22 protein-coding genes and 1 pseudogene are annotated in these 23682 nt (G+C 62.1%); 6 read left to right on the top strand and 17 right to left on the bottom strand.

What is annotated here, in order from left to right; genetic code table 11:
• Positions 1-43: 43 nt before the first annotated feature.
• Positions 44-463, top strand: a complete 420-nt coding sequence (locus HMPREF1257_RS10420; RefSeq protein ID WP_023016789.1) for a hypothetical protein — start codon at positions 44-46, stop codon at positions 461-463.
• A gap of 137 nt (positions 464-600) precedes the next feature.
• Positions 601-1657 (top strand): annotated as a pseudogene (locus HMPREF1257_RS12055) (HNH endonuclease signature motif containing protein).
• A gap of 63 nt (positions 1658-1720) precedes the next feature.
• Here the strand turns inward: HMPREF1257_RS12055 and guaA are convergent.
• The 3 genes from guaA to guaB all read right to left on the bottom strand — a co-directional run bounded on the left by guaA (position 1721) and on the right by guaB (position 6190).
• A complete protein-coding gene (gene guaA / locus HMPREF1257_RS10410) occupies positions 1721-3295 on the bottom strand; it encodes a glutamine-hydrolyzing GMP synthase (protein WP_023025292.1) in 1575 nt (524 codons plus the stop codon).
• Between the two features lie 215 nt (positions 3296-3510).
• On the bottom strand, positions 3511-4662 hold the full coding sequence (locus HMPREF1257_RS10405) for a GuaB3 family IMP dehydrogenase-related protein (RefSeq protein WP_023025290.1): 1152 nt from the start codon (positions 4660-4662) through the stop codon (positions 3511-3513).
• 7 nt (positions 4663-4669) lie between these two features.
• On the bottom strand, positions 4670-6190 hold the full coding sequence (guaB, locus tag HMPREF1257_RS10400) for an IMP dehydrogenase (protein WP_023025288.1): 1521 nt from the start codon (positions 6188-6190) through the stop codon (positions 4670-4672).
• 120 nt (positions 6191-6310) lie between these two features.
• On the opposite strand from guaB, the gene HMPREF1257_RS10395 reads away from it, so the two are divergent.
• Positions 6311-6682, top strand: coding sequence for a DUF5319 domain-containing protein (locus HMPREF1257_RS10395; RefSeq protein WP_023025286.1), 372 nt, complete (start codon positions 6311-6313; stop codon positions 6680-6682).
• A gap of 20 nt (positions 6683-6702) precedes the next feature.
• On the opposite strand, the gene HMPREF1257_RS10390 is transcribed toward HMPREF1257_RS10395, so the two are convergent.
• Entirely contained in the window at positions 6703-7464 is a 762-nt protein-coding gene (locus tag HMPREF1257_RS10390) for a hypothetical protein (protein WP_023025284.1), read from the bottom strand.
• Between the two features lie 65 nt (positions 7465-7529).
• Entirely contained in the window at positions 7530-8102 is a 573-nt protein-coding gene (locus tag HMPREF1257_RS10385; RefSeq protein WP_023025282.1) for a sigma-70 family RNA polymerase sigma factor, read from the bottom strand.
• A gap of 434 nt (positions 8103-8536) precedes the next feature.
• Between HMPREF1257_RS10385 and HMPREF1257_RS10380 the strand changes: the two genes are divergently transcribed.
• Positions 8537-8833, top strand: coding sequence for a WhiB family transcriptional regulator (locus HMPREF1257_RS10380; protein ID WP_023016784.1), 297 nt, complete (start codon positions 8537-8539; stop codon positions 8831-8833).
• A 79-nt stretch (positions 8834-8912) separates the two neighbouring features.
• Here the strand turns inward: HMPREF1257_RS10380 and HMPREF1257_RS10375 are convergent, their stop codons facing one another.
• The 6 genes from HMPREF1257_RS10375 to HMPREF1257_RS10350 form a co-directional block, all read right to left on the bottom strand.
• Positions 8913-11243, bottom strand: a complete 2331-nt coding sequence (locus HMPREF1257_RS10375) for an excinuclease ABC subunit UvrA (RefSeq protein ID WP_023025280.1) — start codon at positions 11241-11243, stop codon at positions 8913-8915.
• 91 nt (positions 11244-11334) lie between these two features.
• Positions 11335-12954 carry a chaperonin GroEL gene (gene groL, locus HMPREF1257_RS10370; RefSeq protein ID WP_023025277.1) on the bottom strand — a complete coding sequence of 540 codons (1620 nt, stop codon included), beginning with the start codon at positions 12952-12954 and terminating at the stop codon, positions 11335-11337.
• Between the two features lie 9 nt (positions 12955-12963).
• Positions 12964-13257, bottom strand: coding sequence for a co-chaperone GroES (gene groES / locus HMPREF1257_RS10365; RefSeq protein ID WP_005277188.1), 294 nt, complete (start codon positions 13255-13257; stop codon positions 12964-12966).
• Between the two features lie 176 nt (positions 13258-13433).
• Positions 13434-14690, bottom strand: coding sequence for an ATP-binding protein (locus HMPREF1257_RS10360; RefSeq protein ID WP_051138421.1), 1257 nt, complete (start codon positions 14688-14690; stop codon positions 13434-13436).
• 91 nt (positions 14691-14781) lie between these two features.
• Positions 14782-16044, bottom strand: a complete 1263-nt coding sequence (locus HMPREF1257_RS10355; RefSeq protein ID WP_023025273.1) for an FtsX-like permease family protein — start codon at positions 16042-16044, stop codon at positions 14782-14784.
• Positions 16028-16633, bottom strand: a complete 606-nt coding sequence (locus HMPREF1257_RS10350) for an ABC transporter ATP-binding protein (RefSeq protein ID WP_023025271.1) — start codon at positions 16631-16633, stop codon at positions 16028-16030. The genes HMPREF1257_RS10355 and HMPREF1257_RS10350 overlap by 17 nt, the downstream gene beginning before the upstream one ends.
• A 112-nt stretch (positions 16634-16745) precedes the next feature.
• Between HMPREF1257_RS10350 and HMPREF1257_RS10345 the strand changes: the two genes are divergently transcribed.
• Together HMPREF1257_RS10345 and HMPREF1257_RS10340 are read left to right on the top strand one after the other, a co-directional pair.
• Positions 16746-17966, top strand: a complete 1221-nt coding sequence (locus tag HMPREF1257_RS10345) for a sensor histidine kinase (protein WP_023025269.1) — start codon at positions 16746-16748, stop codon at positions 17964-17966.
• Entirely contained in the window at positions 17963-18598 is a 636-nt protein-coding gene (locus HMPREF1257_RS10340) for a response regulator transcription factor (RefSeq protein ID WP_023025267.1), read from the top strand. The genes HMPREF1257_RS10345 and HMPREF1257_RS10340 overlap by 4 nt, the downstream gene beginning before the upstream one ends.
• A gap of 11 nt (positions 18599-18609) precedes the next feature.
• Here HMPREF1257_RS10340 and HMPREF1257_RS10335 read toward each other — a convergent pair whose 3' ends face one another.
• The 6 genes from HMPREF1257_RS10335 to HMPREF1257_RS10310 form a co-directional block, all read right to left on the bottom strand.
• Complete coding sequence (locus HMPREF1257_RS10335) at positions 18610-19038, bottom strand: hypothetical protein (RefSeq protein ID WP_023025265.1); 429 nt, start codon at positions 19036-19038, stop codon at positions 18610-18612.
• Between the two features lie 89 nt (positions 19039-19127).
• Positions 19128-20171: a tRNA (adenosine(37)-N6)-threonylcarbamoyltransferase complex transferase subunit TsaD gene (tsaD, locus tag HMPREF1257_RS10330; RefSeq protein WP_023025263.1), complete on the bottom strand. Its 1044-nt coding sequence runs from the start codon at positions 20169-20171 to the stop codon at positions 19128-19130.
• Positions 20171-20692: a ribosomal protein S18-alanine N-acetyltransferase gene (rimI, locus tag HMPREF1257_RS10325; RefSeq protein WP_023025261.1), complete on the bottom strand. Its 522-nt coding sequence runs from the start codon at positions 20690-20692 to the stop codon at positions 20171-20173. Before rimI ends, tsaD begins: the two co-directional genes overlap by 1 nt.
• Positions 20689-21372 (bottom strand): tRNA (adenosine(37)-N6)-threonylcarbamoyltransferase complex dimerization subunit type 1 TsaB, encoded by a 684-nt coding sequence (tsaB, locus tag HMPREF1257_RS10320; protein ID WP_023025259.1) that lies wholly within the window; start codon positions 21370-21372, stop codon positions 20689-20691. The genes rimI and tsaB overlap by 4 nt, the downstream gene beginning before the upstream one ends.
• Positions 21372-21881, bottom strand: coding sequence for a hypothetical protein (locus HMPREF1257_RS10315; protein WP_023025258.1), 510 nt, complete (start codon positions 21879-21881; stop codon positions 21372-21374). The genes tsaB and HMPREF1257_RS10315 overlap by 1 nt, the downstream gene beginning before the upstream one ends.
• Before the next feature lie 174 nt (positions 21882-22055).
• Positions 22056-23645, bottom strand: coding sequence for an aspartate:alanine exchanger family transporter (locus HMPREF1257_RS10310; RefSeq protein ID WP_023025257.1), 1590 nt, complete (start codon positions 23643-23645; stop codon positions 22056-22058).
• Positions 23646-23682: the final 37 nt, after the last annotated feature.

The following is a 23682-nucleotide window of genomic DNA, read 5'->3' as shown; positions in this document are numbered from 1 at the left end:
CCGGACACATGCAACTGTATGTTCGAATGGTAGTCTTAAGCGCATGAACCTGAACGAGGCCTACGGTGCTATGCGCGAGAATCCAACCCCCATCCCCACCCCGCCGTGGGTGCGCCTCGGATCCTCCATCCTGCTCGGTGCCACCGTCGCGCTGCTGACCACCCGCACCCATTTCTTCGCCACCCTATCTGGGGCCGCGGTCTGCCTCGTGGCGGCATTCGTCTTGGTCTTTGCCCACCCCTACCGCCGCGAGATGCGCTCCTATGCCGACCGGCACGATGCCGACCTCATCCCCACCATCGCGCAGCTAGTACCGCTGATGATTCTATGGCTTCTCATCATGCTCGCGCCCATCCTGGGCCTGCCCGCGTGGGGCTCGGCGCTGGTGTGGGTTGCGGTCTCAGGTATAAGTTTTATCGCCTTCCCCCACGTGGATGGCACGCGCCGGCTGGCCTTTGTCTAATCCATGCGACACTGCGGGGACTTATCCACAGGAATTCCCCTGGTTTTCGCGCTGCGGATCCGGGTTATCCACAGCTTGCGCACTTGCGGTTGCCCTAGCGATTGAGCGCGGGCTAACACCGCCCTAGCGTAGGCGGCATGAACGCACTCGAGACCTACCTCACCGCCCTCGCGCCCGGCATGGATATCATCGCCGCGTGCCGCGGTCTCTCTGGGTCTGAGCTCATGGAGCGCGGCGCGCCCGATACAATCGCCGCCGACCTGCTCCTTTTGTGCGACAGCTACTACGGCCGCACCGCCTTTAGCCGGATGCAGCGCCGCGCCATTGCCGATGCCCGCACCAACGCCCACCCCATTGCCCTCCTCGCCGGCATCGAGCGCGTGGTCAACCGCGCGCCCAGCAAAAAGCAGGCGTGGGAGCTGCGCGCGGAATGCTGTGCGATGTCCGCGGAGATGAGCGCCATTATCAAACACGCCCGGCGCCGGGTGCGCGAGATGAAAAAGTCCACGGTCAGCCCCGGCGTGCGCACCTACCGGCGCCCCAATGACTACTGGACGCTCGCCATTACTGGTACCTCCCGCTTCATTGCGGATCTGCAGGGCGCGATTACCGCCGCCGATAAAAAGCCGCTGCAGGCGGTGGAAGATATCTTCTTCGGCGCCGGTAGCGCCGCGCGCTCCACAGTGGTCACCAACGCCATCGTGCCGCTGGAGAAATTCATTCGCATCCGCGACGGCCACGGCGACGACGTGCAGCTCGATCTCACCAATGGTGCGACCATGTCCGGTACCGAGTACCTGCGCCGCGTGCTTAACGATGCCGGCTATTCCGCCCCCGGCCCCAGCGGCAACGGTGGCGGCAGCGGCGAAACGGGCTATGTCACCCTCGTGCATCCGGTAGAAGGGCCGGTCAACCTCTACCGCACGGCGCGCGTGGCCACCGATAAGCAGAGGATGATGGCGGCCGCGGAAAATCCGCGCTGCGCCTGGCCCGGATGCAATCAGCCGGCCGATTTATCCCAGATCCACCGCCTGGAGCCGCGGTGGGGAGACCAATATGAACAACCTCGTCGTGTGCTGTGCTTACCACAACGGCATCAACGACGACGATCCCAATGCCCCGCCCCGGCGCGGGCGGCTAGAAAGGGTGGGCGGTCGCATCGTCTGGCGGCCACCGGTGACACCCCGCAACTAGCCGCAGGTATGCGTAGAAGGCGCTCAAGTACTGAGCGCCTTCTACGCATGCCGTTTTGTGGGTTTACTCCCACTCGATGGTTCCCGGTGGCTTGGAGGTGCAATCCAAGACCACGCGGTTGACGTCTTTAACCTCGTTGGTGATGCGGGTGGAGATCTTCTCTAGCACGTCATAGGGCAAGCGGGTCCAGTCCGCGGTCATGGCGTCCTCGGAAGATACCGGGCGCAGCACAATGGGGTGGCCGTAGGTGCGGCCATCGCCTTGGACACCGACGGAGCGGACATCGGCAAGCAGCACGACCGGGCACTGCCAAATCTGCTCGTCTAAGCCGGCGTTGGTCAGCTCGGTGCGGGCAATCAGATCCGCCTGGCGCAGGGTCTCGAGGCGATCCTCGGTGACCTCACCAATGATGCGGATGCCCAGGCCTGGTCCTGGGAAGGGCTGGCGGCCGACGATCTCTTCCGGCAGGCCCAACTCGCGGCCCACCGCGCGCACCTCGTCCTTAAAGAGCAGGCGCAGCGGCTCCACGAGCTCGAACTCGACGTCATCCGGCAGGCCGCCGACGTTGTGGTGCGACTTAATATTGGCGGTGCCGTCGCCGCCGCCGGATTCGACGACGTCCGGGTACAAGGTGCCTTGGACGAGGTAGTCGACGGTGGAGCCGGCGGGGGCATCGGCAAGCACGCCGGCCACGGCGCGCTCGAAGGAGCGGATGAACTCCGCGCCGATGGCCTTGCGCTTTTCCTCTGGGTCGCTAACGCCCGCCAGCTTCTTGAGGAAGGCCGAACGCTCGTCGGCGGTAACCAGCTTGGCGCCGGTCGAGGCCACGAAGTCAGTTTCAACCTGCTCGCGCTCGCCCGCGCGCAGCAGGCCGTGGTCGACGAAGACACAGGTCAGGCGATCACCGATGGCGCGCTGCACCAAGGCCGCAGCCACGGCAGAGTCCACGCCGCCAGACAGGCCACAAATAGCGCGGCCTTCCTCGCCTACTTGGGCGCGGATATCCGCGATGAGCTGCTCGGCGATATTATCGGCGGTCCAGTTCTGCTCCAGACCGGCGATCTCCGTGAGGAAGCGGGTGAGCACTTCTTGGCCGTGTGGCGAGTGCAACACCTCGGGGTGGTACTGCACGCCGGCCATCTGCTTGGCCGGGCACTCCATCGCGGCGACTGGGGCGCCGGCGGAGGTTGCGGTTACGTCGAAGCCCTCGGGGGCGGCGGAGACGGCGTCGCCGTGGGACATCCATACCTTGTGCGTGGGCTCGAGGCCCTCGTGCAGGATGCCGCCCTTGACGTCGATATCGGTGCGGCCATATTCACGCTCACCGGTAGACGATACGGTACCGCCGAGGATGTGGTTCATGGCCTGGAAGCCGTAGCAAATGCCGAAGACCGGAACGCCAAGCTCTAGCAGCTCAGGTTTGAGCGCTGGGGCGCCGTCGGCATAGACGGACGACGGGCCGCCGGACAAAATGAGCGCGGCGGGGTCCTTGGCTTTGATTTCCTCGATGGAGGCGGAGTTGGAAACAACCTCGGAGTAGATTTTGGCCTCGCGCACGCGGCGGGCAATGAGCTGCGCGTACTGAGCGCCAAAGTCCACGACGAGGACTGGGCGCGGGGTAGTATTTGGCTTAGTCACGCCCCATAGTCTAACCCATAGGCCCCGCGGCCCAGGAAGCGCTTGCCCATGTGGGGCATTGCGGCGGCTTTCGCACCGTGGGGCGCTGGCTGCACAAGTGACTCGGGCCATGCAAGGGGGCGCGGGAGTAAGCTGCGAGGGGCGCAGCAATTCGGGGGAGCGCCAGCGCGGCGCGGGCCCGCACGATGCGAGGCGCGCCGCACGCAGCGCGCTACTTAATAGCGAACCGCGAGCTCGACCTTCTGGAACGACTTCAGGTCGGTGTACCCACACTTTGCGAGGGCACGCCGCAGCGCACCCACGAGGTTGGTGCGGCCGAATGGTTCGCTGGATGGGCCGTGCAGCACGGTTTCCAGGCTCGGCGCAGCCGCGGGTGCGGCGTCGCCTGCGGCAAGAAAATCCACATCGAGGTCGGTATCGACGCCGGCGAACTGCGCGTATCCGCGCGGGAACCGCGGATGGCCTGCGGTAGCCGGCCAGTACCATCCCCTACCGCCTGCCTCTCGGGCCTGGGCAAGAAGGGGGCCGAGCGCGACGCTATCGGCACCGCAGGCAAAGGCCTTGGCGATGGTCCCGGAGTTGTCGAATTCCGCATCCGCAATGATGTGCACGTAGCGGCCTTCGGTCTCGTCGAGGTAGTCGCGGCGGGCGGCGGCGGCATCGGCAATGGCGGTGGCCATAGCGGTATCGATGCCGACGGTTTCCGCGTTGGTCGTCACGCCCGCGCCCACGATGACGCCGGCCGCCCCGGTGCGCATCAGGTGCAGCGCCGTGGTGTAGTCGGCCACGCCACCGGCGATGACGGGCACTTCGAGCGAGCCGATAAATTCCTTCAGGTTAAGAGGCTCGCCGCCGGTGGCGACGTGCTCCGCGGACACCAGCGTGCCCTGGATGAACAGTAACTCGGCCCCAGCGGCGATAGCCTTGGGCGCCATCTCGCGGGCGTTTTGGGGCGAAACGCGCACGGCGACGGTCACACCGGACTCGCGCACTTGGGCAATGCGGGAGGCAAGGAGGGCATCGTCAAGCGGGGCGGCGTGCAATTCCTGAATGGTGGAATTATCGCCCGGCTGGGAATAGATGCGCGCCAAGGCACCCTCAAGGTCCTCGTGGCGGCCCCACAACCCTTCGGCGTTGATGACGCCGAGCCCGCCCTGCTTGCCCATCTCGATGACGAACTCGGGCGTGGCGAGCGCATCGGTGGGGTGCGAAACGAAGGGGGTATCGAAGGTATAGGCATCGATATTCCAGGTGGTATCCACGTCCTTGGACGAGCGCGTGCGGCGCTGGGGAACGATGGAGACCTGGTCTAAATCAAAGGTGCGGCGGGCCTCGCGGCCGATGCCGATTTCGGCGTATTCACGCATGTTTGTCCTAGCGGTAGTTCGGGGCTTCGGCGATTTGCTGCAGGTGGTGCGGGTGGGATTCCTTCAGGCCCGCGGCGGTGATCTGGACAAATCGCTTGGTCTTGAGCTCATCTAGGGTGGCCGAGCCGGTGTAGCCCATGGCCGCGCGCAGGCCGCCGATGATTTGGTGCACGATGGCATCGATCTCGCCGCGGAAGGGCACGCGCCCCTCCACGCCTTCTGGCACCAGCTTGTCCTCGCTGCGTACGTCGGCCTGGAAGTAGCGGTCCTTGGAGTAGGAGCGCTTTTCGCCGGAAAGCCCGCGACCCTGCATGGCGCCCATGGAGCCCATGCCGCGGTAGCGCTTGTACTGCTTGCCCTGGTACACCACGATGTCACCGGGCGCCTCGGTGGTGCCGGCGAACATAGAGCCCAGCATGACGGTATCGGCACCGGCGGCCAGCGCCTTGGCGATGTCACCGGAGTACTGCATGCCGCCATCGCCGATGACCGGCACGCCCGCGGGAGCGGCGACGGCTGCGGCTTCCATCAGCGCGGTGATCTGCGGCGCACCAACGCCGGCGACGACGCGGGTGGTGCAGATGGAGCCCGGGCCGATGCCGACCTTGATGGCATCCGCGCCGGCGTCGATCATCGCCTGGGCTGCCTCACGGGTGGCGAGGTTACCGCCAATGACATCGACCTTGTCGCCGAAGTCCTTCTTTACGCGGGAAACCATCTCGAGCACGCGGTTATTGTGGGCGTGGGCGGAGTCGACGACGAGGGCGTCCACGCCGGCATCGACAAGCGCAGCGGCGCGCTGATAGGAATCCTCACCGGTACCAATGCCTGCGGCAACCAGCAGGCGGCCGGCAGCATCCTTGGAGGCGTTGGGGTACTGCTCGGATTTTACGAAGTCCTTGACGGTGATAAGGCCAATGAGCTTGTTATCGGCATCAACAATCGGCAGCTTTTCTACCTTATTGGCTGACAGCAGCTCCAAGGCCTCTTCCTTGGACACGCCCTCGCGCGCGACGACGAGCGGCATCGGGGTCATGACATCGCTGACCTTGCGGTCAAAGTCCGGCTCAAAACGCATATCGCGGTTGGTGCAAATGCCCAGCAAGGTGCCATCCCCATCCACGACCGGCAGGCCGGAAATGCGGAAGCGGGCGCACAGGGCGTCGACCTCGCCAATAGTCATCTCGGGGCGGGCGGTGACCGGGTCCGTGACCATGCCGGACTCGGAGCGCTTGACGATTTCTACCTGCTCGGCCTGCGCTTCCGCAGACAGGTTGCGGTGCAGCACGCCAATGCCGCCCTGGCGCGCCATGGCGATGGCCATGCGGGCCTCGGTCACGGTATCCATCGCCGCGGATGCCAGCGGCACGCCCAGGCGAATATTGCGGGTAAATTGCGCGCCGGTATCGACCTCGGAGGGCACGATATTGGACTCGGCGGGCAAAAGAAGCACGTCATCAAAGGTCAAGCCGCGCAGGGCTACCTTGTTCGGGTCATCTCCACCAGTGTGAATAGGGTAATCGCTCATCGAGGTATCTCCTTAAACAGGTTCAGCGGCTACCCCAACTGTAGTGCGTGCCCGGCCAATGACACCATTCAGGCTAGGGGTTAATTGCCTTAAGCGGGCAAGTTCAATAGGCTCGCAGGCGTGAACTTCTTCGCCAATATGCCCCGCGATCCTTTTGCAGACGATCCGAACGACCCTGCCTCCTTCCTGGAGGAGGACGAGCAGGTCATGCCGCTTTCCGATGAAGACCGCGTCGCCCTCATCCACGATCTCGCCCTGGTAGAGAAATTCGCAAGTGTGCTCGGCCCGCGCGGGATCGATGGCATCTTCTTCCTGTGTGAAGACTGCCAGGAAAACCACTTCTACGAGTGGGATATAATGGCCGCCAATATGCGCGCCACGCTGGCGGGCGAACTCGCCCCGGTACACGAGCCGGGGGCGGAGCCCGATCCGCGCCGCTACGTGCCGTGGGACTACGCGCTGGGCTACGTCGACGGCCTGGAGAACCGCTAGGGCGTAAGTCACCGCCCTCGTTATTCCTCGGCGCCCGCCCCCAACTGAATGGTTGTGGTGGGTGCTTCTTCGGGCTCGCGCGTCTCCGGCTGCGGATTCGCCGGCGCCTGCTCCGTTACCACCACGGTTGAGGTCTCGTACTGCGTTTCCGTTACGGTTTTTGGCGCTGGCTCGGGGTTATCCTGCGGCTTTTGGCCCGGCGCGGTCTCAGTGGCAGTTTCTGTCACGGTTTTCGCCTTCGGGCGGGCAGGGCGCTTCTTTTCGGCTTCCTCCTTGGCGGCGATGGCATTTTCTTCCTTGCCTTCAACCTCTTCGAGCTTGGAGCGGGCTTCCTTCATAAGCTCGCGCGCACCATCGAAATCTCCCTCTGCCGCGCGGGATTCCATCTCATCTAAGGTGCCGGCCAGCTCCACGTTACGGGTCTCATCCGGCCTATCAAACACGCCAGAATTAACCATGACCCCGCCCGCACCGGCGAGGATCACAGTGGCGGCGGCCGCGCCGATAAGTCCATGCATCATGGGGCGATTGCGCCGGCGAGACCGCACCTTATTGAGGCTTACGACTTCCGGTTCTTCCTCTGCCCCGTCCACGCGCGGGGCTGGCGGCATCTGCTTATCGATGTCCCCCTTCAGCCCTAGCAGCAACCCAGCGAGCTCATCGCTGCCGTTGGAAGGGTCTTTACCCTGCGACAGCTCGGTGAGGAATGCATCATCATCTACCAAGGGCTGAAGCTGCTCCGTCAGGTCACCGTTATTCTTTTTGGAGTGTTTGGAGGCCATGATGGTTTCTGTCCCTCCTTCCTTTCTTAAGGTTTACGCGTGTCTCTAGAGCGGGGATTGTTGCTTTAGCCCTCAGTGGCTAGTTGTTGCCCAAGGGCCTTTCGCAATTGTGCGAGGGCTCGGTGTTGTGCGACGCGAACCGCACCCGGGGTAGATCCCACGATATCGGCGGTTTCTTCTGCCGAAAGACCAACGAACACGCGCAAAATAACGATGTTTTTTGCCTTGTCACTTAAGGTATCGAGCAAGGCGCGCATTCTGTTACTACCATCATTTTCTAGCGCCCATTCCTCGGGCGTCGCCTCGTTTGCAGTGTTTTCTGGAAGCTCCTCGGCGGGCGTGGAGCGATCGCGGCCCATGGCGCGGTGGGCATCGGTAACCTTATTAAATGCGATGCCGTAGACATAGGCCATGAAGGGCCGGCCCTTATCTTCATAGGATTCGATAGATGTGGCGACGGCGAGGCAGATTTCTTGGGTCACATCCTCCGCGGTGGGCTGGCGCCCGCCACCGATGCGCGCACGACAATAGCGCAGCACCTGCGGATGAATAATTTGCAGGATAGATTGCAGTGCGCGGCGGCTTCCACCAGCGGCCAGCGGAACGAGATCCGCTAGCTCTTTATCCTTATCGCTCACGAGTGCACCCTCTGCAGACTTTTAAATCGATATTCAACCATATTTCCTCTGGGGTATTGAGCGCAAAGGGACAACTACGGTACACACCAGCAAACCTGCGACCCGACAACCACAGCAACGCTCTTGCTTGGCGATGCCCCAGTAGGAAAAGCACCGCACTAAAGCCTGCGTCGGCGGTTGTTGTGGCTCTCCAACAGGGTTTATGCCACTTGCACCATAGGAAGAAGAAAATTCATGTTTCGTTAACCTTAGCCATTATTGCAGGTAAAAGGGTGTTAACGAGTCACATAAATGGAAGCAATACCTGGAAGTAAAACACTAGTAACCCTTTGTTTACCAAGACGCGACACACTACGAATCGTTGCGGTTCGCGGATGACTCTCCACCAGCCGCCAGAGTAAGAATTCTCGTCCTGTTAAAGGAGCGTAAGTAACGTGTCTCAGTCCAAGTCTCTTCTCGGACCTACTGCAGATGTATGGGATTGGCAGTTGCAAGGTGCGTGCCGCGGTGAAAACTCGGACGTGTTTTACCATCCAGACGGAGAGCGTGGCCGCGCCCGCGCCCAGCGCGAAAATCGCGCCAAGGCCATTTGCAATTCCTGCCCAGTTATTGAGCTCTGCCGCGAGCACGCCCTGCGTTCGGCAGAACCGTATGGCGTATGGGGCGGCATGAGCGAGTCCGAGCGCGTCGTGGCGCTGCGCAAGCGCCGTCGCGCGACGGTCAACGCTTAATCCAGGCGCAAAGCCCTCACACCGCTTTCGCAGCAGGCGCGTGCGAGTGGGAGCACACGCGGAAGTACGGCGTTTCGAGTTAGCCTTCCGCGGCTAGCGCTTCCTGCAAATAGCGCCCCGTGAGGGACTCCGTCAAGCCCGCCAGTTCTTGGGGCGTGCCGCTAAAGACGAGGTGCCCGCCGGCAGAGCCGGCACCAGGGCCGAGCTCGATGACCTGATCGGCGTGCGCGAGCACGGCGAGGTTGTGGTCGATGCAGATGACGGTATTGCCGGCATCGGCAAGCTGATCCAGCAACTGCAGCGTGCGTTCGGTATCGGCGGGGTGCAGGCCCGTGGTTGGCTCGTCTAGCACGATGACGTCTGCGGTCGACTTTTTATCGGCAAGGTGCGCGGCCAATTTAAGGCGCTGGCGCTCGCCACCAGACAGCGTTGATAGTGGCTGGCCAAGGCTTAAATAACCCACGCCGGCAGAAACGAGCGTGTCACAAATCTTGGCGGCGGCGGGCACCTTGACGCTGCGCAAATAGTCGGCGGCGCGGGAGGCGGAAAGCTCGAGGACATCGGCGATATTGAGCTCGCCCAGGCGGTACTCCAGCACGTCGGCGGAAAAGCGCCGGCCCTGGCAGATTTCGCAGGGAACGTCCACGCCGTCCATGACCCCGAGTTCCACATACACCACGCCCGCGCCATTGCATTTTGGGCACGCGCCTTCGGAATTAGCGGAGAAGAGGCCGGGTTTTACACCATTGGCCTTGGCAAAGGCCTTGCGGATGGGGTCGAGGGCGCCGGTATAAGTTGCGGCATTGGACCGGCGCGATCCTTTAATGACACTTTGCCCGATGTGCAGGAGCCTGTCTCCTGCTACCTCTGGCAGGCACGCGGCCAGCGAAGACTTGCCGGAACCGGCCACCCCGGCGATGGCCGTGAGTACTCCCTCCGGAATATCGACATCGACTCCCTGGAGACTATTGCGCTGCGCGCCGCGAATGGAAAGGGCCTTGGTGGATTCGCGCACCGATTCTTTCAGCGTGGCGGGATCGGCAAGGTACTGCGCAGTTACGGTACCGCTGCGCCGCAGCTGCGCAGGAGTTCCCTCGAAGACGATAGTGCCGCCTTCGGTGCCGGCGCCGGGCCCGAGATCCACGACGCGATCCGCGATGGCAACGGTGGACGGGTTGTGCTCGACTACCAGGATGGTATTTCCCTTATCGCGCAGGCGAAGCAGCAAGTTATTGATGCGCTCGCAATCGTGCGGGTGCAGGCCGGCGGTGGGCTCGTCGAAGACATAGGTGACATCGCTAAGCGGCGAGCCCATGTGGCGCACCATGCGGGTGCGTTGGGATTCACCTCCGGACAGCGTCCCGGTGGCGCGCGATAAGGTGAGATAGCCAAGGCCCAGCTCGATGGCGGTATCAACGGCGGCAGAAATGGCATCTACCAGCGGCTGCGCACCGGGCAGATCGAGCTGGGTGAGCCAGCCGTGCAGATCCGTAAGCTCCATCTCACAGACATCCGCGATGGACGCGCCGGCGATATAGGACTCGCGGGCATGGCGCGCCAGCCGCGTGCCGGAACACTCAGGGCAATCAACGAAGTCTACGGCCTGCTCGACGAAGGCGCGCATGTGTTTTTGCAGGCTTTCGACCGGCTTGCTCAATACGTTGGTGCGCAAGCGCGTGGCAAGGCCCATGTAACTCATATTGACGCCGCCGACCTTGGTCTTGGTCTCGGCGAAATACAGGTTGTGCTTTTGCTCTTCGCTGAACTCGCGCACCGGAATATCATCGGGATACAGGCCAGATTCGGCGTAGCCGCGCCACATCCAGGAGCCGGGCTTCATGCCGGGGTAGATAATGGCGCCATCGGCAAGCGAAAGCTCCTCATCCACCAAGCAAGACAAGTCGATATCGGATACCTGCCCCGTGCCCTCGCACTTCGGGCACATGCCGCCGGTGCGCTCGAAGCGGCGGACCTCCTTGGTGCCGTTGACCTCGATGGCGCCCTGTCCAGAAGCGGAGGGAACGTTGAAAGAATAGGCCGCGGGGCCGCCGGCGCGCGGGGATGCGGCGCGCGAGAACAGCACGCGCAAAAGGCCGGTGATATCGGTAGCGGTACCAAAGGTAGAACGTGACGAGGCTGCCATGGGCTCCTGCCCCACCACGATGGCGGCGGTAAGGTGCGCCAAGCTATCCACGTCCGGGCGGGCCAGCGAGGGCATAAAGCCTTGGACGAAGCCGGGATAAGTCTCATTGACCAAGCGCTGCGATTCCGCGGCGACTGTATCAAAGACGAGCGAAGACTTACCGGAGCCGGAAACGCCGGTAAAAATGGTTAGCTTGCGCTTGGGAATCTTCACCGAAACATCGCGCAGGTTATTTTCCCGCGCACCGGTAATAATAATGCTTTCCACGAGCTTCAAGTCTAAACCAAAAGCCCGCTGCTCCCTCCCCTGGCTAGGCGGGGAAGGTGCGGCGGGCTCTGGGCTATATGCAGCGCAGGAATTAGTGGTGGTGATGGCCGTGGCCGGCCTCAGCGTCGTCTTCTTCCTGCGGCTTTTCCACAACGGATGCCTCGGTGGTAAGAACCATGCGGGCAACGGAGGTGGCATTGACCACTGCGGAGTGGGTGACCTTTACGGGATCGATGATGCCGTTATCGATGAGGTTGCCGTACTCCAGGGAGTTGGCGTTAAAGCCTTCACCGTTGGCCATCTCAGATACGCGGGAGACGATGACGGAGCCATCGAGGCCTGCGTTTTCCGCGATCCAGAATGCCGGGCGGGTCAGGGCTCGGGCGACGGCGAGAACGCCGACCTTAGCCTCGCCCTCAAAGTCCTGGGCGAAGGACTCGAGTTCCTTGGAGATCTGCACCAACACGGAACCGCCGCCGGCGATGACGCCTTCTTCCACCGCCGCGCGGGCGGCGTTGATGGCGTCCTCGACGCGCAGCTTGCGCTCGTTGACCTCGGTCTCGGTTGCGGCACCGACGCGGATAACGGCGACGCCGCCGGAGAGCTTGGCCAAGCGCTCCTCGAGCTTCTCCTTATCCCAGGTGGAATCGGTGCGGGCGATTTCGCCGCGGATCTGTTCACGGCGATCATCGAGGGCTGCGGCGCTGCCGCCGCCATCGACAAGCACGGTGTCTTCCTTGGTGATGGTCACGCGGCGTGCGGAACCCAGCACCTCAAGGCCGACCTCGTTCAAATTGACGCCCACCTCAGGGTCCACCACGGTGGCGCCGGTAACCACGGCCAGGTCATCCATGAAGCCCTTGCGGCGCTCGCCAAAGTACGGTGCCTTTACGGCGGCGACCTTCAGGACCTTGCGGATGGAGTTGACCACGAGCGCCTGCAGCGGCTCGCCCTCAACATCTTCCGCGATGATGAGGGTCGGGCGGTTGGTTTCCGCGATCTTTTCCAGCAGCGGCAAGAAATCCGGCAGGGAAGAAATCTTGTTGCGGACGAGCAAAATGGCGGCATCGTCAAGCACTGCGTGGTTGGTCTCTTCCTCCGTAGCGAAGTACGGGGAAAGGTAACCCTTGTCAAAGGAAATACCTTCGGTGACATCCACGGTGGAGTCCATGGTCTGGGACTCCTCGACGGTGACGACGCCGTCCTTGCCCACCTTTTCCATGGCGCCGGCAACCATCTCGCCGACCTCCGGATCGCGGGAGGACACCGTGGCTACCTGCGCGATTTCGGAAGCGGAGTTGACCGGGGTGGCGCGTGCCTTGAGCTCCTCGACGGCCTTTTCCGCCGCTGCGGAGATGCCGCGGTTGAGCTCAATCGGGTTAGCGCCGGCTGCAACGTTGCGCAGGCCCTCAAAGATGAGCGCCTGGGCCAGCAAGGTCGCGGTGGTGGTGCCATCGCCGGCGATGTCGTTGGTCTTGACCGCAACGGACTTCACCAGCTGCGCGCCGAGGTTCTCGAAGGGCTCCTCGACGTCGATATCGCGGGCGATGGTCACGCCGTCATTGGTGACGGTCGGGCCACCGAAGGCCTTGGACAAGACAACGTTGCGGCCGCGCGGGCCGAGGGTGACCTTGACGGCATCAGCCAGCGTATCGACGCCGCGCTGAATTCCCTCGCGGGCTTCTTGGTCGAATGCAATAAGCTTTGCCATAAGTAGTTCCTACTTCTCGATGATGGCGAGGATGTCGCGCTGGCTCAGCAGCAAGTACTCTTCACCGTCGTACTTCAGCTCGGTGCCGCCGTAGCGGGAGAAGACAACGGTGTCGCCTTCCTTAACGTCCATGGGGATGCGGTCATCGTCATCTTCCCAGCGGCCCGGGCCGACGGCGATAACGGTTGCTTCCTGCGGCTTTTCCTTTGCGGAGTCCGGGATAACCAGGCCAGATGCGGTGGTGGATTCTGCTTCTACGATCTGTACGAGGACGCGGTCCTCAAGCGGCTTAATAGTTGCCATGATGTTTCCTCCGTATTGTTCGTTTGCGCACCTTAATGGCGCGCGCGTGCCGGTTGTGGATGTCCAGCACAGCCGTCGTCGCGGGTGAACAACTGTGGGTCAAACAACCTGATTAGCACTCTACCCTCGTGACTGCTAACCCTCAACAACGACGCGACCCCCGCAGCCGGGCCGCGCTACGGTGCCAAGTGCGTCAGGGACACCACGTGTACTCCGCTCGGATGCCGAAAGCTCAGGTTTCCTCCCGTCACGATCATCAAGACGGGCGGAGCCTCCCATTCGAAGCGTTCTGCGAAGGCCTGCAAATTGCTTGCCGCCTTCTCAATGATCTCTTGGCTTTGCCCCAATTTAATTTCTACGAAGACGGTCCTGCCCGCCAGCTCAAATACCGCATCTACTTCCAGCCCAGATGCGTCACGGGCATGAAAAATACGCTTTCCACTTAACACCGCTAAATCATGGACTACTTGGGATTCAAAAAGCTGCCCGGCAAAGGCAAGGTTGCGCAGTAATTTATCCGGGGACGCGTCCACGGCAGCAGCCGCCAACGCCGGATCCGCCAGATGCCTCTTTGGTGCCGTTCGCAGGCTAGCCCGCGAGCGAAGATGGGAGGACCATGCCAATTGTTCTTCCGCGATGAAGATGCGCTGCAACGCAGCAAGGTACTCGCTGACCGTAGCCCTTTGCGCACCAATATCGGTAGCAATAGAAGAAATGGACTGTTCTGTGGCTACCCCACGGGCAAGCGAACGAATAAGTGTCGTTACTTTTACCGGGTCCCTTCGCACACCATCGGCGGCATTGATATCCACGTGGGCCACAGTATCGATATAACTGCGCAGATTCTCCTGCGCCGCCTCAACGGAATAATTCCGGTTTGCGGGCCAGCCTCCGTGCGCCATGCGCTCGATAATCCCTGCAACATTCACGACCGTTTCCCCATTCGACTGCGGGGGTTCCTGAGCTACCAATTCGGCTAATGATACTGCGCCATTAGAATGCCCCGACTCATAAAAACTGAAGGTCTTCATCCGCAGCCTGGCGATACGCCCCGCACCCGAGTGCCTGGATTGTTCCTCCATTGGCGCAGTCGACCCAGTAAGAATGAACTGCCCAGGCGCTTGCCGACGGTCAATCTCATGCCGCACCAAGTTCCACAACTGCGGTTTTTCTTGCCACTCATCAAAAACTCGCGGCGTATCCCCCTCCAACGCCAAATCCGGGACGGTGCTGAGCTGCATGTCGAGGTTTAAATCCGTATCCACCTGGACAAGACTGCCCGCAATTTGCCGAGCGGTCGCGGATTTCCCACAGCCCTTTGGGCCTTCTATCAACACTCCACCGGATCGCTGCAGGGCTCCATAAAGCCGCGAATCCTCTACTCGCGAAAGATAAACATAGCCTTCTTGACCACTCATTTTAAACCCATCCATCAGTTTGAGTGCGTTTCACCCATCAGAATATCAGAGTTTCACCCATCAGTTTGAGCGCGTTCTACCCATCAGAATATCGGCGATTCATCCATCAGTTTATGCGGATCTGGGCGGTTGAGCGCAGGAATCCCGCGAGAATGAGCTTGACCGCGCACAGCGCAAGAAACATGGCTCCAAAAATTAGGCCGAACGGCACCCACCACACCCCGGCAAGCCCTTCCCACAGCGTGCCCATCCCGGAATAAGAATCGGGATGCAGCAGGTGATTGAGCAGCACGACCACCGTCGCGCTCAAGGTGATGACTATGGCCGCGGCAGTAATAGTCAGGCAGAAGGCCTCGCCCACCTGCACCCGCGCCCACGCCACCGGTGAGGCGCCGGCCAATCGCAGGCCGCGCACATCGCTGGCGATGCGCGAGCGCATAATAAGTGAGGTCAGCACCGCACCAACGATGCTTGGGGCCACGACTGGGCCGAGAAACGCCGCGAAGACCTGCCCCGACGACAAGGTGTCTAAGTCGCCCATACTACTTTTGAACATCCTTATCCCCGAGCCGACCGCGACAATCAAGCCACCAAACAGCACCCACGGGACGATATGGGGCACGGAAAAGCGGCGGCGCACCCGCACATTGGCCCCGGCGATGCCGCATAGTCGCGTCCATTGGTCCACGGCGGGCATGAGCCATGGCGTCATGAATGCCACCAGGATGACCAGCCCCATGGCAGCGGCGATGCTATCGGCCGGGTCCTCTATCTGCAGGCAGCCGTACACGGCACCGCCCACCAAACCGGCAGCCACAAGGCAGCGCAGCATCACCCACACGCGGCGCGGTTCCACCCGCGGACGAAAGACTCGGCGCAGTGGCACTAGGGCACCGCAGACCGCCGATGCCACGCAAATGGATACAGCGATGCGGATGACTAGCGGGGTAATGGCCAACTCCGGCATGGGGATCCCGTCGCTGCGAAAGGCCGCGGCCATGGGGTCAACAAACAGGGGTGCAGCGAAGGTCCCTATCAGCGCAGCGATAGCGCTCACGGCAATCACCTGCCCCACGATGAAGCTATTGATCATCCACCCAGGCATACCAATCATGCGCCACGAGCGGTACACGGGTTCGCGTTCTTCAATAATCAGCCGCATCTGCGACAGTGTGATCAACACAACTGTGCAGACCGCCATGCCCAGCACAGTGCCGCCGAGAGGCCCCGTGGGATCATCGTCCGCGTCCGAGGTGGCCACCAGCATCGATACCGCCAGCGCGCAAGAAGCCGATGAGACCACCATGGTCAATGCAACGGCAAGCCACGAAAGCCAATTGCTTTGTAAATCCTTAAGCCACACCAGCATGATTGGCCTCCTGGAGCTCAATGATGCGATCGGCGTTTTCCGCGGCGAGGTGCGAGTGGGTCACCATGACCACCGCGGCCCCGCCCCGTGCGGCGGTACGCAGATGGGTGAGGACGAGTTCGGCAGTGGCATCATCAAGCGCGCCCGTAGGCTCATCGGCGAAGATATACGGCGCACCGGCCAGCAAGGCGCGCGCTACCGCGACGCGCTGCTGCTGACCGCCGGAAAGCTGCGCGGGCAAGCGGCGCTCCAGTCCGTCAAGCCCCAAAGACGCGAAGGTTTTCTGCACCTCGTCGCGGCTGCAGCGCCGGCCGGAAAAGCGCGCGGTCAACGTGGCATTGCGCTGCGCATTCAGCGATTCCAGCAGATTATAGTCCTGGAAGACGAAGGCGCGCTCCGTGCGGCCCGGCGCGTTGACCGTGCCGGAGCTGGGCTTATCCAGCCCGGAAAGCAGGTTCAACAGCGTTGTCTTGCCGCTTCCGGATGGCCCCATAATCGCGACAAATTCCCCCGGCTCGATGCTTAGGTCCACCTCGGCGAGAGCGGTATGGCTCCCGTAGCGCTTGCTCAAATTCTGTGCTTCCAACATGCCTCCCATTCCACCGGCCGGCCCCCGCACGCGCGATGGGGAAGGCTGCCCGAAAAATAGTGGGGCTAGCTCTACTGCCACCACCCCGGCGCGGCGGCTAGGCTGAACCGATATGCGAACTGTCAAGGCCAACGGGTGGAGCCTCGTCCTCGGAATACTCGCCCTTCCGGGACTGGTAGTTTCGGTGCTCATGCTGCCGTGGATTCCGCTGGTAGCCCGCGCCGCGGAGTTTATCGGCCGCTGTGGTGCGAGGTGGATGGGCGTTGATATTCCCCCACGGCGTGCCAATCGTTGGTTTGATTGGCAGCAGTTTTATCACCTTTTACTGCAACTTCTTATTTGCGCGTCCTGCTTTGCTAACTGGGTCTTTGTCGGTTTTGTCGCGGGCGTACTGATTATCGCGCCGTTTATTCCGCAGGCCGAATTCAGCGTCGGCGAGTGGTCCACTGATAATCGCCCACTGATTTTTGTCGTGTGTTGGCTCGCGGCCGCCGTGCTCCTCATTTTGCTGGTGGTGCTCAACCGCCTGCTGGTCAAGGCCTCCATTTCTTTAACCCGGCTCGCCCTGAGCCCCTCCGCACAGGAGTTGGCGGCCTCGCGCGCCACGCTTATTGATGCCTTTTCGGGCGAGCGCCGCCGCATCGAGCGCGAGCTCCACGATGGCCCGCAGCAGTACCTCACCGCGCTCAAGCTCAACCTGGCCGCGGCGAAACTCCAGTCCCCGCCCGAGGCTCAGCAGGCGCTTGCCGATGCCGAACATAACGCCACCCAAGCCCTATCCTCCCTGCGCGCTACCGTGCGCGGCATTGCACCACAGGTGCTTTTCGATGACGGCCTCATCCCTGCCCTCGATGAGCTCTTGGCCCACAGCGGGCTCGACGCGGAACTGCACGTCGAAGGCGCGGAACGATCGATTGGGGAAACCACGGCGCTGCTGGCCTACCACGCGGTAGCAGAAGCGCTGACCAACGCCTCCACCCACGGCGCGGCCACCGCCGCCACCGTGTCCATCTCTTTTGGCGACGATCTTCGCCTGAGTGTCCGCGATAACGGCGCCGGCGGCCTCTCTACAGGAGGAGGCCCTAGCGCGTCTAACACCGCGCATTCCCGTGTCGGTGCTGATACCACCGCCGACGCGACTGCCGGCACGAGCGCCGGCACGACTGCCAGCGCGGACACCAGGAAGACCGCGGGAATGACTGGGGGCACGGGGCTGGCCGGGCTGCGCGAGCGGGCCGCGGCGCTCGGCGGCAGCGTCGACTTTTCCCCCGCGCACACAGAAGGACAAGGAGCGACCTTAACCATGTCACTACCGCTAAAGGAGGCCCGATGAAACTCTTATTGGCAGAAGATTCTGCCCTCTTGCGCGCCGGGCTGGAACAGCTTTTAACGGCACTGGGTCACAGCGTGACCGCCGTCAATGATGCGGAGGAATTGCGAGCCTGCGCGGCCAGCGATGACTTCGATCTGATCATTAGCGATGTCCGCATGCCGCCCACCATGAGCGATGATGGGCTGCGCGCGGTGCACGATGTGCGTGCAGCAGATCCGTCACAGCCGGTGGTGGTGCTCAGCCAATACGTGGCGGCAAGCTACTTGGACCGACTTTTAGAGCACGGCGGATTCGGCTACCTGCTCAAGGAGCGCGTATCCGATGTGGACGAATTCGTGCGCACCCTGGAAGAAGTGGCGGGCGGTGGCACCGTGGTCGATCCAGAAGTGGTCACCGCCCTACTCTCCGCGCGGCGCACGGGGCTGAGCCAATTAACCGCCCGCGAGCGCGAGGTTTTGGGCCTTATGGCGCAGGGATTGAGCAACCAAGAAATCGAAGACAAGCTGGTCTTAACCGCTGGGGCGGTAAGCAAGCACGTCTCCAATGTTTTTCTCAAGCTCGGGTTTCGGCCCGAAGACGCCAATCGCCGCGTCAAGGCCGTGCTGATGTGGCTGCGCCACACCGAGCGTTAAAGGAGGGGTGTTTACGCGCTCTTCGTGGAGTTGATGACCGCAGCGCGCCAGAGCGTGTACTCGTCAGGAAAATCCTCGCGGTAGTTTTTCACCGCGCGGATGCCGTGCTCGACGGAAGCCATGACCTCATCGATGGAGTCCTCCTCGCCCTCTGCATCCACGAAGATGACCGGGCCGCTAATAGCACGGATGGGATCTTGTAAAAAGGCGGAGTTTCCCGTGTCGGCGGCATTGCGCGCCAGGGAAGCAACCGGGTTGGGCTCGGCGCCTTCCTGCTTAGCTTCTGGTTTATACAGCGCGGCGTAGGTCGTCCCGTCATCTTGAAAGACGACGGAGACGCGACCCTCGGTGGTGCCGCCCAAAAACTGGTTGGCGTGTTCTAATTCGAACTCGATTTTTCGGCGAGTGAGATCGGGGTTGACGAGGAAACCAACGGTCATGAGAGAAAGCTCCTTTAAAGCCGAGAGGGCATGAACGCGTTAAAGGTTACCGCTCCCTCCCCCACCCTGCAGTGCGAGGAAGAAGAACTTTAGGTTAATTGTGGCTGTTCCACATCCAATTGCGTATCGGTACCGATACCCAGGCTCGACGGCGCAGCCCCCTCATGAATGAGCTGGGCGCCAAGTGCTGCAATCATCACGCCGTTATCGGTGCACAGGTTAAACCGCGGCACGCGCAGCTCGACACCCGCGGCGTTGCAGCGCTCGGCGGCTAGCTCCCGCAGCCGGGAATTGGCCACAACGCCACCACCGAGCAGCAGCACCTTCGCCCCGGTATCCTCGCAGGCGCGAATGGCCTTCGCGGTCAGCACATCGGCCACGGCCTCTTGGAACGAGGCGCATACATCCTCCACGGAGATGGTCTCACCGGCCTTTTCGGCGCGCTCCACATAGCGCGCAACGGAGGTCTTGAGCCCCGAGAAAGAGAAATCATGCCGATGCTCGCCGCGCAGGTCTTCGGCGCGCGACATGCCACGGGGGAAGTCGATGGTGGGTTTTCCGCGGGCAGCCAGCTTATCAATGACCGGCCCGCCCGGGTACCCCAGCCCTAGGAGGCGGGAGACTTTGTCGTAGGCCTCACCGGCGGCATCGTCAAGCGTGGAGCCCAACTCGCGCATGGGCTTTCCCACGGCCTCGACTTCGAGCAACTGCGTGTGCCCGCCGGAAACCAGCAGCGCGACCGAGTGCGGCAGGCTCTCGCCCTCAAGGTTGGCCACCGCCACATGGCCGCCGAGGTGGTTGACGCCATAAAAAGGCACGCCCCACGCGGCGGCATAAGCCTTGGCTGCGGAAGCACCCACGAGCAGGGCTCCGGCCAGGCCCGGGCCCACGGTGGCGGCAATGGCATCGGGCTTATCGATGCCCGCCTCCTCCAACGCCGCCCGCATCACCTGCGGCATGGCCTCCAGATGCGCGCGGGAGGCGATTTCGGGCACGACGCCGCCAAAGCGCGCGTGCTGCTGCATTGACGAAGCAACGGCATTGGCGATGATCTCCATGTGGCCGTCTTGGTCCAGCTCGACAATGCCCACCCCGGTCTCATCGCAGGAGGACTCGATGCCCATGACCTTCATTACTGCTCCTTTGCTTCGCGCTGGCTTGCTTGTGGCGACTGGCTGGGGCGCACCATGACGTGCGCATCCGCGCCGGAGGGCTGGTAATAATTGCGGCGGATTCCCTCGATGCTAAAGCCATAGCGCCGGTATAGCTCGATGGCGGGATCGTTTCCCACGCGCACTTCTAAGAAGATGGGCGCGCTTTTTAAGTCCGCGATGTAGCAAATATTGTCCATCATCATGCGCGCGATGCCGCGGCGCTGGGCCTTAGGATCAACGCCAATGGTGTGGATTTCAAACTCGGGGTCCGCGGCCGGGCCCATCATGCCGATGCCGACATAGCCCAATAAGACCGGCTCCTCGCCGTCCTCCGGCGATGCGGGATCTAGGGCGCCTTCCACCCCGAGGTAGAAGTTGAACGGCTGGGCCATTTCTTGCTCAAATACCGCTTCTGTCCACGGGGTTTCACCAGGAAAAAGCACCTTTTCCAGCTCAGCGCAGCGCGGGGCATCGGCGGGAGTGAGCTCGCGCAGGTTCACAGGCGCACCTCTGGAATGGCCGCGGAAAGCTGCTGCTTTTTGGGCGGAACCGCATCGGGACGGCGCAGGTACAGCGGCACGAATGGCTCCGGCTCCGCGTCAAGCCGCGCGACGGCCACCAGGCCCTCGGCGGTGGGTGCGCCCTCGCTACGCGGCAGCGCGGCGAGTTCTTCCGGCAGCTGGTCGGCCAGCTTCTCCGGGATGTTCACCTGCGCGATATCCTGCACGGCAAGCTCCCCCGGCTTTGAAACGTCCGGTCCGGTAACGCGCTGTCCCGCGCGGTAGGTGGCCCAATAGATTTCCTTGCGGCGGGCATCGGTGGCGACCAGCGCCGCGTCCTTTTCATCGGCCTCATCGACCCCCGCTAGCGCGGCGTGCGCGATGGCATCGTGGGTGCAGACGCCGTGGAGGGGGATGGAGAGGGCATCGGCAAGCGCTTGCGCCGTAGCCATACCAACGCGCAAGCCGGTAAAGGGGCCAGGGCCCATGCCCGCAACGATGGCGTCGAGGGCGCCGAGCTCCACCCCGGCCTCACTCATCACCGCGAGGATGGTGGGCATGAGCCGTTCATTGTGCGCGCGCGTATCGGCCAGCACGCGCTGTGTTATCTGCCCAGACTCGGTGTCGACTACCCCGGTAACCAGGGCGGTCGTCGCCGTATCAATGGCCAGGACGCGCATTAGCCGACCAGCTTCCACACGCCGTCTTCACTCTGGAAGGCCAGCGGCTGGGAGCCCTGAACCAGTGGAACTCCGCCGTCGAGGCCGTGGCCCTGCTGCTCCATGGCCTTAACCTGGGTGTTGATCATCTCGCAGACCTCAACCTCGGAGGAATCCAATTCCTCTACATAGGGGTCAACGTTGTGGCCCAGCGCCATGACGTAGCTCTTGCCCTCAGGAACGACACCGTCCTCAAAAGTGATGTCATCGGGGTTGGGGGCTGCTTCCTTAACTTTATCTTCCGCCATGCCTGGGCAGATGAAGCCGATGGCGCTGTAGTCGGCGCCGTAGACATCAGACGGGATGAGCGACATTACCTCGAGGTTCCGCGGGGCATGCTGCAAGGTATTGGTGAGGTTGCCCTCCAGGGAATCCTCATCACGCAGGGTAGCCCCGGCAACGAGCACCATCATCACAATGATAAATAGCGCGATAATGGTCGTGGTCAGGTTGCGTGCAAATTTAGTCATGGGGTGAGTAACGCTCCTCGGGTCAAGGGGGTCCTATATGTACATATGGTGAAGTGATTGTCAGTTCTATTTCCGAGGCTACTCGGCGGCCAACAAGCACTCACCCACTGGGTAGTGCCTGCCAGTGTAGGCGGCTTACCCAGTGGGTGAATAATTAGCGCGGGACATATGGGGCTAAAGCAATAACAATAGCAGCACCTGAGCGGCGATAATCTTGCCAATGATGGTGGTTGGATACACCGTTGCCCAGCCGCGCCCGGCAAGCTCCGTGCCGGTTTGGCCCCGGATATAGGCAAATACTGCTGGGTTCGTGGTCATGCCGGCTGCACAACCCATGGCCTCGTCCCACTTCAAGCGCAGCACTAGCATGCCGATGACGCCGATGAGGATGGCCGATACCAAGGTAATGATAAAGCCAACGCCGATGATGGTCAGCGAGGACGGATCTGTCAGGGCCTCGCGGAACGATGCGCCTGCCGATGTCCCCACGCCCGCCAGGAAGAGCGTCAGTCCCAGGTTCGAGAGGGTTTCCCTGGTGTGGAAGGGCATCTGCCAATTGATGGGGCCGGTGCGGTTCAGGTAACCGAGGATGAGGCCGACCACGACGGGACCGCCACCAAAGCCCAGCTGCAAGGTCGATCCGCCCGGCATGGGGATGGGAATAAGGCCCAACAGCATGCCCAAGGTCAAACCGATGGACATGGACAATAGGTCAGCGTTGCCGAGCGCCGATTCAGAATCGCCCAAGTACTTGCGCACCTCGCGCACGTGGTGCGAGCTACACACCACGCGCACGCGGTCGGAGTAATTGAGCACCATATCTGGGTGCGGGACCGCATCGCTATCGCCCTTGCGCACGCGCGCGATGATGAAGCCATGCTCGAGCGCATCGATATCGCGGATGCGCTTGCCCGCGACCTTCGGGTTCGACACGGTCACGCGCTTATATTGCAAGCCCGCCTCTGGGGTGAGCTCGACGGGGTATTCCTCACCGAGCACCTCGATGGCACCGGCGACGTCTTTTTCGGAGCCATTAATAAGGAATGCCTCGCCCTTGCGCAGGGGCATATCCGGGTGCGCAAGCCGGTGGTGTTCCATATCGGAGATCTCGCGGGTAGCCACCACGGTATGTCCGGTGACGCGGTACAGGTGCCCGGCTGTATCCGGGAAGTCTTTGGTCAGCCGTACGCCTTTGGCTACCAGCGGAGCGGGAATCATCCCCTCTTTCTTGGCGTCCGCCTCGTGGTCTACCTTGAGAACCTTCGCGCCGATGGCGGCGACTAGGATCGCGCCGATAACCGCACCCGGGTAAGCCAGCGAATAGCCGACGACCGGGGTGGAATCGCCCAGCATATCCACCACTGCCGCCATACCTGGTGTGGACGACAGCGAACCGGCAAACATGCCGGCCGCCACATCGGTTTCGAGGCCGAAGACGCGGATGAGCCCGAAACCCACGCCGACCAACAGGATCAACATGCCGATCATAAAGACGGTCAGCTTCCAGCCGCGGGTAGCAAATTCGCGAACGAACGACGGTCCGAAGTTCAGGCCAATGGCATAAACAAAAATGGCCAAGCCGAATTGATAGACCAGCGGTGGAATCTGGATATCCGGATTGGCGGTAGAAAGCCCGAGCGCCACGAACATCGCGGCCGCGGCGCCAAGAGAGATGCCAAAGAATTTGATTTTGCCGATGGCCAAACCAATGGCCATGATGGCAAAAAGGGCGAGCAGAGGACTAGAGGCTAGGAGATCTAACACCCTTTAAGGATCCCGCACCTTAAATACCTAAAGCAAC

Origin of the sequence: Corynebacterium sp. KPL1814, assembly GCF_000478175.1 — a bacterium.
GTDB lineage: Bacteria > Actinomycetota > Actinomycetes > Mycobacteriales > Mycobacteriaceae > Corynebacterium.
The sequence above is the reverse complement of the archived record's forward strand: the minus strand, read 5'-3'. Positions and strand labels throughout refer to the sequence as shown.